Genomic DNA, 13,774 nt, shown 5'->3' with positions numbered 1-13,774 from the left:
AGCAGCCCAGCCAAAGGAGATACACCACCATGGGAACTACTAACATTGTTGATTTTGCGCGTCGAGACGAGATGACGGACGCGTTGACGGAGTTGCTGAAAACGGGAGCACAACAATTGATCGCGACAGCAGTTGAGGCTGAGCTTGTCAGTTATTTGGCGCAATTTACCGGCTTACGCACCGATGCCGGTCACGCGGCAGTCGTGCGTAATGGACATCATCCGGCCCGCCCGTTTCAAACGGGCATTGGCCCTGTGAGCGTGCGCATTCCAAAGGTTCGGTCCAAGGACGGCACACCGGTGACATTCCGGTCTGCCCTGGTGCCGCCCTATGTGCGCCGCACGAAGACGCTGGAAGCGGCCTTGCCATGGCTTTACCTCAAAGGGATCTCCAGCGGCGAGATGGCTCCCGCCCTCAAGGTTCTTCTGGGCCCAGATGCCGTTGGCTTGTCGGCTAATACGGTTTCGCGTTTAAAACGCGATTGGGCCAATGAATACGAGGCTTGGAAAGGCGCTGAGTTAGATGACGAGCCCATCGTCTATATCTGGGCCGACGGCGTTCACAGCGGCCTTCGGGGCGAGGATGACAAGCTCTGTGCCCTTGTTATTATTGGGGTAACTGCCCGTGGCAAGAAGCGATTTCTGGCAATTGAGGATGGGGTGCGCGAGTCCACGCAGAGCTGGCGCGAGGTTCTGCTTAACCTCAAAAGCCGAGGCATGAATGCGCCCAAACTGGCCATCGGGGACGGTGCCATGGGGTTTTGGGCGGCCATGGACGAAGTCTATCCTGAGACCCGCCATCAACGCTGTTGGCAACACAAAACGATGAACGTGCTCAATTGTTTACCCAAGCTGTCTCAGCCAAAAGCCAAGGCCGCGCTGCACGACATCTGGCAGGCCGAGACCAAAGTCGATGCAGAAAAGGCGTTCGATCTGTTCATCAAAACCTACGAACCCAAATACCCCAAGGCCACACTATGCCTGCAAAAAGATCGTGAGGAACTCATGGCATTCTTCGACTTCCCGGCGCAGCATTGGCAAAGCATCCGCACTAGCAATCCAATTGAATCGGCCTTCGCGACGATCCGGCATCGTACCAAGCGTTCAAAGGGCTGCCTGTCACGCGATGGCATGCTGCACATGATGTTCAAACTGGGGCAATGTGCTGAGCAAAATTGGAGGAAGCTACGCGGCTTTGACTACCTCGCAAAAGTCATCACAGGCGTCACGTTCAAAGACGGAATCGAAACCACAAACCCCGACCAGATCACCGCATGACCAACAATACTCAAACACCAGATTTGACAATAACTCGGGTTTTTTGCGTAAATATCAGCGTAACAGTTTCAACGTTGAATGTCAGCGTCTTGCGGTTCCATTCCATTGGTTGTTTCCGCAGCAATCGACAACTTGGGCTCGGTACTGCCTTCAGCACTGCAGAGACAAACCCAGATCAAAGCCATTTTGAACCGCCCCAAGTTTGCCGGAGGCTCCAAAGTAAGTATGGATGGAGCCGATGGAAAAAAGTAACAGAGCAAACCGTTTTTGACCGAGGTGCGCGCACGCGCGGTTCGGATGATTTTTGAACATGAACATGGCCGAGATCTTCCACCTCCGAGAGCCAGACCGGGTGCCGTAGGTGCTGAGCCAAAAAGAGATCAAACGCATTCTCGCCATGGCACCCAGCCTGAAAGCCAAGGTGATGTTGTCGCTCGCCTATGGCTGCAGGATGCGTGCGGGCGAGGTCGTGCGGCTCAAGGATGGTAATATTGATAGCGATCAGGAGAACATCCGCATCGTGCAATCGAAGGGGCGCAAGGACCTCAACGTTATGCTGCCGTCAGACGTCCTGGGCCTGTTGCGCGCGTGGTGGACGGAGCGGCCCACCGGTCAGGACAAGGATGTTCCTGCACCCGAGCGGGTCCTCTTTCGCCATTGCCTGACAGGCGATGGTTGCATCGCTGAGAAGGGGCTATCACGGCAAGCATTTCTCGACACGGCAACTGTCGCGGTTGTTTCTTGAGACACCATACCCCCCTCTCCAGCATGTAAACACGCCCTGCCGGCCAGTGGGACGTTGGTGCTGTAACCGCGTCGGCAATCAACGCCAGCATTGGGGATGGTCATCAGTTCAGTAATGGCCGCCAGTTTGCCGCGTCGTGCTGAAAGCACACCTTTGGCGTGACGCTGGGTCAGACGCCTGCGAACAAATCCAGCGGCGGCAAAGAGAAATTGGGTCGCATCACCAAAATGGGCGATCAAAACTTACGAGCATTGTTGGTCGTCGGCATGACCTCGCGCGTCCGACAGACAAAGTCGCACCCAGAGCGCGAACGCAAGTAGCTGACGTCACTGCTCGAACGCAAGTAGCTGACGTCACTGCTCGAACGCAAGTAGCTGACGTCACTGCTGGAACGCAAGCCAGCGCGCGTCGCAACCGTCGCCATCGCAGCCCGAGAAGGGCAAACAAGACCGCTCGGATCGTCTGGGCGGTCCTCACCCGAAACGAACCCTACACACCCCACACTGCCTAAAGGAGAACGAACAACGAGTTAGCGAGACCTGCGAGATGATGGTGCCCAAGTCTGCCGCCAAAACCAGGGCACCCCGTCGAAGGTCCCGGGCGACATAGCCCGCTAAGCTGTAAGGGACTTGGTTTGCGGAACCCATCCACACAAGACTTTCGCTGCATCGTGCGCGAACGTCCGCTTCCCATTGTTAGCTTAGACATTCTGCTGGATTCGGGAACCCCGTCCAGCTTTGCCGGACAGCGCCCGTTCAGGGCAGCGCCCGTCTCGGGGTGGGCGCTGTGTGGGCTGGGCAATTTGGGGGCTGCCCGTCGATGCCACGGGCGGGATAGCGGTAAGGTTGGGTTTTGAGGGCCAATCGCAGTGTTTGAAGATAGATACGGGCGCAGCGTTTTGGGCCGAGGCGGAGTCTGGTTTGGTCGTCGTTTGACCCAGATCAAGGAAGGGGCACGCGGGCGGGGTTAATTTTGCCTTGAACCCAATCGGAGGACCCCAGATGCTGATCGTAACCAAACCCAAACCAAACCGCATCGATGTTGAACTCAGCGCTATCCTAGACAGCGATATGATGGCCGCGGGGCTTGATGATCTGTTTGAGAAATCAAAGGATATCACGAACGGCGTCATGATGTATAAAATACCGTCGTTTACAATGCCGACGGGCGGCGCATTGGTGGCAGAGATGATGCGCCTGCCGCATCTGTTTTCCATGATAGGTCACTTTAACCGTTGCGCTGTCTTGACCGACATCGGGTGGCTGAAAACGGCGGCCAAAATTGAGGGCGCTTTGATCCGAGGGCTGGAGATCAGGTGTTTTGATCTAGAGGATGGCGCGGCAGCTGAGGCGTGGTTGGCCCATGTTGACGGCGCAGATACCGATATCGGGGATAATATGCCGGTTTAGGGGGCGCCTATATTTTGGGTTGCGCCATTATTGGTTGCGCCAGTTCCGGCCCGCCCTGCGCGACATCAGGTTTTCGGACTAACGCACCTTTAGTGTGGCGAGACCAATGACCGCCAAGATCAGCGAGACGATCCAGAAGCGAATGACGATCTGCGGCTCCGCCCAGCCCTTTTTCTCATAGTGATGGTGGATCGGGGCCATAAGGAAGACGCGTTTGCCGGTGCGCTTGAAGTAGAGGACCTGAATGATCACTGACATCGCCTCAACCACGAACAAACCACCGACAATGGCGAGGACGATTTCGTGTTTGGTGGCCACCGCGATTGCGCCCAATGCGCCGCCCAAGGCCAGTGATCCGGTGTCGCCCATAAAGACGGCTGCGGGGGGCGCGTTGTACCACAAAAAGCCAAGACCGCCGCCAATAAGCCCCGCGGCAAAGATTGCGAGTTCACCTGTTCCGGGGACGTAATGCAGGCCCAGTTCCGCGGTAAAGTCCGTGCGACCGACGAAATAGGCGATAATGGCGAAGGCACCAGCGGCGATCATCACGGGCATAATGGCCAGACCGTCAAGGCCGTCGGTCATGTTGACGGCGTTGGCAGCCCCGACAATGACGATCATTGAAAACGGGATGAACAGCACGCCGAGATTGATCAGCGTGTCCTTGAAGATTGGCAGAGCCAGTTGGTTTTGCAGCTCAACCGGGTGGTATTGTGCGGCCCAGTAGGCTGCGACGCCCGCGATTGCAAAGCCGAGGATAAGGCGCAAGCGGCCCGAGACCCCAGCGCTCGATTGTTTTGAGACTTTGGCGTAATCGTCGGCAAACCCGATCAATGCAAACGACATTGTGACGAATAAAACCATCCAGATGAACGGGTTATCAAGGCGCGCCCACAACAGGGTCGAGGTCAGCAATGCGCCGACGATCAGCAGCCCCCCCATGGTGGGGGTGCCTGCCTTGGCAAAATGGCTTTCTGGTCCGTCATTGCGGATTGGCTGGCCTTTGCCTTGGCGCGCGCGCAACACACGGATCAAGGATGGGCCAAAGACAAAGCCGAAAATCAACGCTGTCAGAAACGCGCCACCCGCACGAAACGTGATATAGCGAAACAGGTTGAAAACGTCGCCGCCGTCCGAAAGAGCCGTTAGCCAATACAACATATGCAAAATTCCCGTCGTTTAATAACTAGATCGTGTTTGGTTTCACTGAACCACTAGGTCGCATCGGGATGCCCCAGTTTTCGTATGGCGTCAACGACAAGGCTGATTTTTGATTCCTTTGAGCCTTTGACCAGCACGACATCGCCGCCGTCCACCAGCTGGGCCGCCTGCCGCGCAAGGGCGTCCGCCGATTCAGCCCATTGCCCGCGCAGGTTGTCCGGCAGCGCATCATAGAGGTGGCGCATGCGAGGGCCAGCGCAGTGGATCAGGTGCAGCGCGGGGATGGACGGATCGTTGGCGGTCTCGGCGTGCATCGCGTTCTCGTGCGGGCCGAGTTCCAGCATATCGCCGAGGATCGCGACGCGTCGTCCTTTTATGATGCGGCCAACATTGTCGTGCGGCGTGTAGGACGCAAGAACCTCCAAGGCGGCGGTTAGGGATATAGGGTTGGCGTTGAACGCATCATCCAGCAAGATCAGCGTTTCGTGTTCAATTGCCGCATCAAGCGTGACAACTTCATGGGTGCCGCGCCCTGCGGGGGGTGCCCATTGACCAAGGTCCATCGCTGCTTGAACGGGGTCCGCGCCAAGGGCGGCGCAGGCCGCCAAAATGCCCAGCCCGTTCATCGCAAAATGACGTCCCGCCGTTAACAGTTTGAACATCAGCGGGCCATTGGGCGTGTCGGCCTGCACCAAAGTTTTGCCTTGCGCCAATGCCACGTGTTTTAATGCCCAAGTGCGCGACATCTGCCCGAACAATACCTGCGTGACTTCGCGTTTTGAGGCGTATCTTTGCAAAATTTCACTGGTTTCCGTGTCTGCGTTCAGCACCGCAACGCCGCCCGATACCAGCCCGTCGATGATCGCGGCTTTTTCGCGGGCGATGCCGTTAATGTCATCAAATGCTTGGAGGTGAGCCGGGCCGACGGTCGTGATCATCGCCACATGTGGGCAAGTCAAGCGCGACAGCGGCGCGATTTCACCGGGGTTGGACATGCCAATTTCGATGACGGCAAAGTCGCAATCTTGGGGCATACGCGCCAGCGTCAAAGGCACACCCCAGTGGTTATTATAGCTGGCCTCGGCGGCGTGGACGCGACCTTGGCGCGACAGAACTGCGCGGGCCATTTCTTTTGCAGACGTTTTGCCAACAGAGCCGGTGATCGCGAGGACTTTGGCAGAGGTTCGCGCCCGTGCGGCCTGCCCCAATGCGCTGAGTGCGGCCAGAACATCGGGCACGATCAGCAGCGGCGCGTCGTCAGCCACACCATCGGGTCGGTGGGTCACAAGGGCAGCAGCCGCGCCTTTGGCAAGCGCCATCGCGACGAAATCATGCCCGTCGCGTTCAGCCGAGAGCGCGACAAACAAATCGCCCGTCTGAATGGTGCGGGTGTCAATAGACACGCCCGTCGCGTCCCATTTTGCAGTGGACTTTCCGCCTGTCGCGGCGTCCGCGTCGTGGGACGTCCACAGGATCGTAAATTGGGACGCAGTTTGGGCCGTCTCTGGGGGCGTGTCTTGCGGTGTGTCTTGGGCCATCTAAAGGTCTCCGTCCAGCGCGCCGACTGCGACGCTTGCCTGCTCTACATCATCAAACGGCAGCACATCATCGCCGATGATTTGTCCGCTTTCGTGGCCCTTCCCGGCGATCAGCAAGGCATCACCGGGGCCTAGCGCATCAATTCCGCGCAAAATGGCTTCGGCGCGGTCGCCAACTTCGATCACACTTTTACCTGCGGCGTTTTCAAGCGCACCCGCCATGACAGCGGCGCGAATGACGCGCGGGTCTTCTGATCGTGGATTATCGTCGGTCACAAAGACCATGTCAGCGTTTTGTACTGCCGCCTGCCCCATCAGCGGGCGTTTGCCTGTGTCACGATCACCGCCCGCGCCGACAATCGCGATGAGTTTACCCATCACGTGCGGGCGCATCGCCATAAGCGCTGTGGCGACGGCGTCGGGGGTGTGGGCGTAATCAACAAACACCGACCCGCCATTGCGCCGCGTCGCCGCGTGCTGCATCCGACCCCGCACTGTGGTCAGATAGGGGAGCGTGTCGAACGCTTCTTCGGGATCGCCCCCTGCCGCGATGACCAAAGCTGCCGCGAGCAATACGTTGTCCGCCTGAAATCCGCCAATCAGGTTGAGCCGCGCTGAATGGCTGCCGCGCTGCCAGTCAAACAAAATTTCCTGGCCGGTGGAATCAAATCGCTGTCCAGTCAATTTCAACCGCGCATCGGGGTGGCGGCCAACGGTTATGGTTTCCAGACCCCGGCTTTCCGCGATCTGCACGACCTCGGGCCCCTTTGAGTCATCAATATTGATCACTGCAACGCCGTCTTCGGGCAGCAATCGTGTGAACAGCCCCATCTTGGCGTCAAAATAGGCTTCAAACGTTTTGTGATAATCAAGATGGTCTTGGGTGAAATTGGTAAAGCCAGCTGCGGCCAGCACGACCCCGTCAAGACGCCGCTGATCGAGCCCATGCGATGACGCCTCCATTGCAACGTGGGTGATGCCGTGTGATTTTGCCTGCGCGAGGGTGCGGTGCAACGTGATCGGTTCGGGTGTTGTGTGTTTCAGCGGATAGGTCCACGCGCCTTCAACGCCGGTGGTACCAAGGTTGACGGCCGCAAGCTCCATCTCAATCCAGATTTGGCGCGCAAACGTCGACACGGATGTTTTGCCGTTCGTTCCTGTCACCGCGATCATCGTTTCTGGATGTGCGCCGAACCAGAGCGAGGCCGTCAGCGCCAGCGCGCCGCGCGGATCTTCGGCGATGATAAGTGCGGCACTGCTGTCGGCCAATTCTTTGGCGGCAATTTGCGCGCCTTGCGCATCCGTCAGGATCGCCGCTGCGCCCATCCGAAGGGCATATTGAATGACGTCCGCGCCGTGAACTTTCGTGCCAGGAAGGGCGAAGAAAAGCGTCCCTTCTTTGACATCACGGCTGTCGACGGACAGTCCGGTAATGGTTGCGTCGCGCCCACCCTTTGCCCGCAGACCAAGTGCCGCGAGGGATGACGTTTTGTGTTCGGCTTGGGGGTTCATGTCCGACCTCAATCAATTAAAGCGCTTCAATCAAAGCGCCTTAAACTGGGGGCCTCAATTTGAGGACAGTGATACACCCGTTGGCGTCAGGGTTTCAACGTCCGGACGCATGCCCAAAAGCGGTGCCACGCGACGGATCATTTCAGCGGCTACAGGCACCGCTGTCCAACCGGCAGTGCGGCGCTGTTCACCCAGTGCCTCAACAGATGGTTCATCCAGTGTGACGATCAAAACATATCGGGGATCGTTGGCGGGAAACACGGACGCGAACGTCGCGATGGTGCGATCATCATAATAGCCGCCCGAGGGGCGCGGCTTATCTGCCGTTCCAGTCTTGCCGCCAACGTTGTAGCCAACAACATCGCCAAATGATGCAGTGCCGCGCACAACTACAGCGCGCAGCATATCGCGGGCTGCAGCCGACACCTGTTCGCTGACCACGCGGGGGCCACGTCGCGGCCCGTCTTGACGCACGATGGTCGGCTCAACACGGTAACCACCATTCAGCAGGCTGGCATAGGCCGTCGCAAGGTGGACGGGCGAAGAAGACAACCCATGTCCGTAAGATATTGTCATCGTTGATATTTCCGACCAATTGGCCGGCAGCAAAGGATCGCCTGTTGGGGCCTCAACCATTTCAACGGGGGTCTCAAGAAGCAAGCCGAGCGTGCCGAGGAATTCGCGTTGGCGATCCGCACCGATCATCATCGCAATGCGCGCCGTGCCAATGTTGGACGATTCGACGATCACGTTCTCAGCGCTCAACTCCGGGCCATAATCGTGAAAATCACGAATCCGAAAGCGGCCCCATGTCAGTGGGCCGCTGGTGTCGATCATGGTGCCAGCTTCGATCAAGCCAAGCTCAATGGCTTGGCTGACCGCGAATATCTTGAAGACACTGCCCAGTTCGTAGACGCCCTGCAACGCGCGGTTGAACAACACGCTGTCGGACTGGTCGCCTTCAGTCAGGATGCGGGGGCGGTCGTTGGGGTCAAAATCCGGCAGCGAAACCATCGAGATGATTTCGCCCGTGTGGACATCCATCAACACCGATGACGCGCCTTTGGCGGACATCAACATCATGCCGCCCTGCAACACCCGTTCGCTAGCGGCCTGCACGGTCAGATCGATCGACAATTCCAGCGGCGCGCCTTCATTGGCGGGATCACGCAAGAAATCGTCGAAGTATTTTTCAACCCCTGCGACGCCGATAACTTCGGCAGAATGGACGCCTTCGCGCCCGTAGGTCGCGCCGCCAAGAATATGTGCAGCAACCGATCCGTTCGGGTAAAGCCGCATTTCACGCGGGCCAAACAACAGACCGGGATCGCCGATATCGTGGACAGCTTGCATCTGTTCAGGGGAAATTTCGCGCCTGATCCAGAGGAACCGACGTTCACCGGTGAAGTCTTTGAGAAGGTCGTCTTCTTCCAGTTCAGGGAAAATCGCCGCCAGATCACGCGCCGCTTTTGCAGGGTCAATCATGTCGGGGATTTGCGCGTAAAGACTGTGTGTATCAAGGTTTGTCGCCAGAACGCGGCCGTTTCGATCAACAATATCCGACCGTTGTCCGACAATGGGCGATCCTGATGCCTGCGCAATCGGTTCTTCGGGCACGGACCCCGCAAGCATTCCCATGCGGGTGCCGATGACCAAGAACGCACAGAAAAAAGCGATACCCATGACCAAAAAACGCCCCTCGGCGCGATTGCGGTCGTGGTCGCGGTCTGCTTCGTTGCGCAAACGGATGTTTTCGGCCTCAATCGAGTCGGGGTTTTGACCCTGATCGCGGGCCTTGAGGATACGGGCCAGCGGGCGGAGGGGGGTACGGATCATTCGCTTGCCGCCTGAGTCGCCGCTGGTGCGTTGTCACTGGACACTTCGATGGAATTCGAGATGTCCAAGAGCAGATTGGTCGGGTACGCGACCTGTTCAATGCGCCCGAAAGATTCAGGTATAAGCGGTAGCAACCGCAGGCGGTCAAAGTTCAGTTCCGCGAGGTCGCGCAGGCGGTCAGGACGGTTCAAATAGGCCCATTCGGCCTCAAGCACGTTCAGCCGTTCTTGGGCCGCCCCCATCTGCTGGTGCAATCTGCGCACATCGCCTAACGACGCCTGTGTTTCATAGTTCTCATGGTAGGCCCAATACGCGAGCCCCATGACCATCAATCCCGAAATCATAAAAAATATCGAACGCATTACCGCGTGGCCCTCAGTTGTGGCATGCCAAGTTTTGATCGATCGACCGAACCGCTGGGCGCATCTGTGCGCCGCGCCACGCGCAATTTGGCAGAACGCGATCTGGGGTTTTGTGCAACCTCGTCATCGTCAGCCGCTCTGGCTTTTTTAGTGACAATCTCGAAAGCTGGTTTTTCAGTTTCAAGCACGGGGGAATACCGGTTCGCGTTGCCCATGCCACCACCACGTTGCTGCAAGAACCGTTTCACCATGCGATCTTCAACGGAATGGAACGTCACAACGGCCAGATAACCGCCGGTTTTCAACGCGCGTTCCGCGGCTTCCAGCCCTTCGGCAAGCTGGCCGTACTCGTCATTCACCGCGATACGAATGGCCTGAAACGATCGCGTCGCAGGATGGCTTTGACCTTGTTTTGATCGGGGCAGACACCCCTCGATCAGCTTGGCAAGGCGCAGGGTGGTGGTGATTGGTTCACGATCTCTCTGCTCGACGATTTTACGGGCAATACGGCGTGATGCACGTTCTTCCCCGTATGTATATAAAATGTCAGCAAGATCGGTTTCGTCTGTTTCATTGACAATGTCAGCTGCACTTCGTCCCTCCTGTCCCATCCGCATGTCCAGCGGGCCATCCCTCATGAATGAAAATCCACGCTCTGCCTGATCGATTTGCATGGACGACACACCGAGATCGAGCACGATCCCGTCTAAGTCAGACGCAACCGCGTCAAGGTTGGAAAATGTATCTTCAACAAGCTCAACAGCGGGGTTATCGACCGCCCATTGTGCCATTTTGAACACTGCGGGATCACGATCTACGCCAATCACTTTGTTAGCGCCAGCGTCCAAAAGACGCTGCGTGTAGCCACCCACGCCGAATGTGCCGTCCAGCCAAGTGCCGGAAATAGGCGAACAGGCCGCAATCAGTGGCCCGATCAGAACAGGGATATGGGGGGCGGTGTCATCAGTGGTCCCCATCGATCACTCGCTTTCCGGTGGATTTTTCGACGGTTTTTCCGGTGGATAAATCAAAGTCAGCGGATCAAAATCACCGTCAAATTCTGCATCCATCGCAACAGCTTCTGCTGCTTCGGTTTCCGCGTAAGTCTCGGCATTCCAGATCTCGAAGTAGTCGCCCATGGCGGCCATTGTTGCTTCACCGGTCAACCCGATTTGCTGGCGCAGACGTTGGGGCAGCACGATGCGCCCATCCTTGTCGACTTCAGTGTCCCACGATTTACCGAGGATCATCCGCGACGCACGTTTACGCGCCTCCGAACCACGCGGCAGGGCTTTGATGCCCGCTTCGATCTCTTCCATCGCCTCAATCGTGTAGGCATGGAGACAATTGTTCAGGTGTTTGCCGTGCAAAACGACCATGCGGGGGAGCGGAGTCTCGGGGCAACGCGGATCGCCGTCAGTGAGCACAACGCGAAAGTCAGCAGGGATCGACATGCGTCCCTTACCGTCAACCTTTTGGTTAAATTCGCCTCTAAAACTCAGACCCACTGTCCCGCGGCTCCCGCTACTCGTCCCCCAAAAGTGCTTGATTTAAAACGCAAAACAGCGGATCAGACTGCTGCCACTGCCTGATCCACCGCCCTCGTCCCGTTTCCGGGTATGTCCAGCTGCGCGCGCCACCTGGGGGGATGTCTGCTCGCTCGCGCGCCGGATCTCATCGTTCAAGAAAATGGGTGCCTGTATGAAACCTAACCTTGCGGCTGGTGGGGTCGTTTGGTGCCCCGTATTGTCTGCCCGTCTCCTTACGACCTGTATGCACGGGAATTCATGGTACGCCAAGGATTTTTTGGGAAAACATGCAACTGGATGGTGTTTTATGGGGCGCTATAACACAATAGGTTGTGGATAAGCTTGTGAATTGAGCGCTCATCATGTGATTCTGAAAGTTGTGACCACAACATATAGACAAATATAAAATATCAGAAATATCCCATATTTTCCCAATATTTTTTTGGTTTCCCCGTCAAGTAGCATAAATCTGCGGCAGGATTCAGCTATTTATCGCCGAATTACCAGCCTACTTTATGAATTTGATTCGTGGCGATAGGAAAAGTGCCATGGTTTCCCGTGCGACAAGGCCTCTATAGTGCTTTCCACATCACATGACCATCAACCAGCCCGAGCGTTGGGTGATCAAACCCCAATGGCAGCGTGCCAACAATATCGAATCCCAGCCGTTGCCACAGACGGATCGCACCAGCGTTAGACGCCAGCACCATGTTAAACTGCATCGCCGTGTAGCCCAACGCGCGGGCCGCAATTTGGGAATGGTCGCACATCTTGGCGGCAATGCCCCTGCCCTGCGCGGCCGCTGCAGTGACATAGCCACAATTGCAGACATGGCGCGCACCGCCTTGATGGTTGGTCTTGATAAAATAGGTGCCCAAAACCGCATTATCGTGCGCGATATAAGTCGCAGCGGGAGCATCCAGCCACAGGGCGCGCGCAGCGGCCTCAGATATATCGCGGTCTATGGCGTAGGTTTCACCTGCGCGAAACACCGGACGCAGGGTGCCCCAGATCGCAGGCCAATCGGCATCAGTGGCGGGACGGATCTGCAAGCGTCAGCTTATGCCGCTGTCGATCAGCCGCTTGGCGAGGGTCGCAAAGGCGTCCGCCATCGGCCCATCGCCTGCCGCAATCGGCGTACCAAAATCCCCCGCCAGCCGTGTGTCCAGGTCAATCGGGAGTGAGCCAAGAAACGGCGCGCCGATGGCCTCGGCTTCTGTTTGTACGCCGCCATGGCCGAACAGGTGCGCCTCGTGACCGCACTGCGGACATATATAGGTCGACATGTTTTCAATCAGCCCAAGGATCGGCGTCTTCAGCGTGTTGAACATATCAATCGCTTTGCGCGCATCAATCAATGCCACATCTTGCGGCGTAGACACGACAATCGCGCCGGTCAGGTTGGTTTTCTGACACAACGTCAATTGCACATCACCCGTCCCGGGCGGCAAATCCACCAACAAGACATCCAGCTCGCCCCATTCGACCTGCGTCAACATCTGTTGCAGCGCCCCCATCAGCATAGGGCCACGCCAGACAATTGCTTTGTTCGGGTCCATCATCAGGCCAATCGACATCATCGTCACACCGTGGGCCTGCAGTGGAATGATCGTTTTACCGTCGGGGCTGCTGGGGCGTTTGTTCACACCCATCATCCGCGGCTGGCTGGGGCCGTAGATATCAGCGTCGAGCAGGCCGACACGCCGACCTTGTTTGGCCAGCGCCACGGCAAGGTTGCTTGAAACCGTTGATTTACCAACGCCGCCCTTGCCGGACCCGATCGCAATGATGCGATCCACGCCGGGCACGCCTTCGGGGCCGTCTTGCGGGGTCGGGTGGCGCCCGATGGTCAGGTTCGGCGGTGTTTTGTCGGCAGGCGGCGGCTGTTTGGCAGGGCCAGTGTTTGAGCTGTGCGCGGTGAGCACCACTGAAACGGAGTCCACACTATCCATCTTGGCCACGATCATTTCGGCGGCTTGGCGGATCGGTTCCATCCGGCCGGCCATGGCCGCATCGGGGGCTTCAATAACGAAACGCACCTTGTCGTCTGTTATGCTCAATGCACGGATCATATCGCGCGACACCAGATCGCCGCCGTCGGCCAGACCAATTGTCTTAAGCGCTGCCAGAATCGTCTCGTTAGTTTGTGCCATAATCAACCTGCCTTTTCGGTCCTAAATTCGCTGTGTTCTTAGACCGCCTATCGTTAAGACAACAGCGCCGATGTTTTGTGCACTTTGCGGAGTTACCCTGCGTCAAAATTCATGGCGACGCTAACTTAAGCAATTTCAAGTCCTCAACCATGCGCCTGCTGCATAGCAGCATTGATCAGGCGGGGGATTGTGCAAGTGCAGCATTTTACCTATTTCTGTTCTCGAAGGCTCAATATGGCGCTGGACTTGAAG

At 57.3% G+C, this 13,774-nt stretch carries 12 protein-coding genes and 1 pseudogene; 4 read left to right on the top strand and 9 right to left on the bottom strand.

The features are described 5' to 3' along the window. Positions 1-29 precede the first annotated feature (29 nt). The 4 genes and pseudogenes from OA238_RS04280 to OA238_RS04270 all read left to right on the top strand — a co-directional run bounded on the left by OA238_RS04280 (position 30) and on the right by OA238_RS04270 (position 3,431). On the top strand, positions 30-1,277 hold the full coding sequence (locus tag OA238_RS04280) for an IS256-like element ISOan6 family transposase (protein WP_015494114.1): 1,248 nt from the start codon (positions 30-32) through the stop codon (positions 1,275-1,277). 361 nt (positions 1,278-1,638) lie between these two features. Continuing rightward, positions 1,639-2,022 (top strand): tyrosine-type recombinase/integrase, encoded by a 384-nt coding sequence (locus OA238_RS29670; RefSeq protein WP_015494229.1) that lies wholly within the window; start codon positions 1,639-1,641, stop codon positions 2,020-2,022. A 53-nt stretch (positions 2,023-2,075) separates the two neighbouring features. Next, positions 2,076-2,533: pseudogene (locus OA238_RS35415) on the top strand (transposase); the annotation flags it as partial. Between the two features lie 490 nt (positions 2,534-3,023). Then, the gene (locus tag OA238_RS04270) at positions 3,024-3,431 is read left to right on the top strand and encodes a SpoIIAA family protein (protein ID WP_015494228.1); all 408 of its coding nucleotides are present in this window, start codon (positions 3,024-3,026) and stop codon (positions 3,429-3,431) included. 78 nt (positions 3,432-3,509) lie between these two features. On the opposite strand, the gene mraY is transcribed toward OA238_RS04270, so the two are convergent. The 9 genes from mraY to OA238_RS04225 all read right to left on the bottom strand — a co-directional run bounded on the left by mraY (position 3,510) and on the right by OA238_RS04225 (position 13,522). Beyond that, positions 3,510-4,592: a phospho-N-acetylmuramoyl-pentapeptide-transferase gene (mraY, locus tag OA238_RS04265; protein WP_015494227.1), complete on the bottom strand. Its 1,083-nt coding sequence runs from the start codon at positions 4,590-4,592 to the stop codon at positions 3,510-3,512. 53 nt (positions 4,593-4,645) lie between these two features. Continuing rightward, positions 4,646-6,130 (bottom strand): UDP-N-acetylmuramoyl-tripeptide--D-alanyl-D-alanine ligase, encoded by a 1,485-nt coding sequence (locus tag OA238_RS04260; RefSeq protein ID WP_015494226.1) that lies wholly within the window; start codon positions 6,128-6,130, stop codon positions 4,646-4,648. Beyond that, positions 6,131-7,642, bottom strand: coding sequence for a UDP-N-acetylmuramoyl-L-alanyl-D-glutamate--2,6-diaminopimelate ligase (locus OA238_RS04255; RefSeq protein WP_015494225.1), 1,512 nt, complete (start codon positions 7,640-7,642; stop codon positions 6,131-6,133). It lies immediately after the preceding gene. Between the two features lie 54 nt (positions 7,643-7,696). Then, positions 7,697-9,478: a peptidoglycan D,D-transpeptidase FtsI family protein gene (locus OA238_RS04250; protein WP_015494224.1), complete on the bottom strand. Its 1,782-nt coding sequence runs from the start codon at positions 9,476-9,478 to the stop codon at positions 7,697-7,699. After that, positions 9,475-9,840 carry a cell division protein FtsL gene (ftsL, locus tag OA238_RS04245; RefSeq protein WP_015494223.1) on the bottom strand — a complete coding sequence of 122 codons (366 nt, stop codon included), beginning with the start codon at positions 9,838-9,840 and terminating at the stop codon, positions 9,475-9,477. The genes OA238_RS04250 and ftsL overlap by 4 nt, the downstream gene beginning before the upstream one ends. Then, the gene (gene rsmH, locus OA238_RS04240) at positions 9,840-10,817 is read right to left on the bottom strand and encodes a 16S rRNA (cytosine(1402)-N(4))-methyltransferase RsmH (RefSeq protein ID WP_015494222.1); all 978 of its coding nucleotides are present in this window, start codon (positions 10,815-10,817) and stop codon (positions 9,840-9,842) included. The genes ftsL and rsmH overlap by 1 nt, the downstream gene beginning before the upstream one ends. Positions 10,818-10,820: 3 nt before the next feature. Next, positions 10,821-11,348: a division/cell wall cluster transcriptional repressor MraZ gene (locus OA238_RS04235; RefSeq protein WP_015494221.1), complete on the bottom strand. Its 528-nt coding sequence runs from the start codon at positions 11,346-11,348 to the stop codon at positions 10,821-10,823. A gap of 593 nt (positions 11,349-11,941) precedes the next feature. Continuing rightward, positions 11,942-12,421, bottom strand: a complete 480-nt coding sequence (locus OA238_RS04230; RefSeq protein ID WP_015494220.1) for a GNAT family N-acetyltransferase — start codon at positions 12,419-12,421, stop codon at positions 11,942-11,944. Positions 12,422-12,424: 3 nt separating this feature from the next. Then, entirely contained in the window at positions 12,425-13,522 is a 1,098-nt protein-coding gene (locus tag OA238_RS04225; RefSeq protein WP_015494219.1) for an Mrp/NBP35 family ATP-binding protein, read from the bottom strand. Positions 13,523-13,774: the final 252 nt, after the last annotated feature.

This window comes from Octadecabacter arcticus 238, from assembly GCF_000155735.2.
Taxonomy (GTDB): domain Bacteria; phylum Pseudomonadota; class Alphaproteobacteria; order Rhodobacterales; family Rhodobacteraceae; genus Octadecabacter; species Octadecabacter arcticus.
Note: the sequence above shows the minus strand (reverse complement) of the source record. Positions and strands in the feature narration are given on the sequence as shown.